At 42.6% G+C, this 505-nt stretch carries 1 protein-coding gene; it reads right to left on the bottom strand.

What is annotated here, in order from left to right; all coding sequences use genetic code 11:
• Nucleotides 1–505, bottom strand: a 505-nt coding sequence (locus DXD11_RS14130) for a tyrosine-type recombinase/integrase (RefSeq protein WP_147360992.1), incomplete at both ends; no start/stop codon positions are given.

Raw genomic sequence — 505 nt, 5'->3', positions numbered from 1 at the left:
CATCCGGTCTTAAGCAGACAAAGGAGATTTCTTTGTAATCTGCCGGGACTTCCTGTGTTACGTCAAGATGATAGTATTCATAATAGACTCTGTTTTTCACATGAACTTCTTTGTAGTAATTGCGGTGATATAATTCGCCATACTGCATCCGGTTTTTGAGTTGTTCCTTTCTGGCAGCTTTTAATATTTCAGTCAGAGTATCGCCAAAATCAACAATCCTTACTTTCTTCCGTTTCGTTGGTCCGATAATGTTTTTGTGTTTTATGCCGTCGTAGCGGATACTGCGTTTTATGGTCAGGCATTGTTCCTCAAGGTTAATGTCCTGCCATGTAAGACCACAGGTTTCTCCGATACGGAGCCCGGCATAATACGCAATCTGAATCGGCAGAATGGCAGGTGGGTTTTTCTTTTCCAGATACTTGATAAGTTGCTCGTAATCATCATGCGAAATCGGCTGTGTGCCTTCTTCCACTTCATCATCGGAAAAGAGGTCAACTTCCTCTGC

Origin of the sequence: Coprococcus sp. TF11-13 (assembly GCF_003481085.1) — a bacterium.
GTDB lineage: Bacteria > Bacillota > Clostridia > Lachnospirales > Lachnospiraceae > Coprococcus > Coprococcus aceti.
Note: the sequence above shows the minus strand (reverse complement) of the source record. Positions and strands in the feature narration are given on the sequence as shown.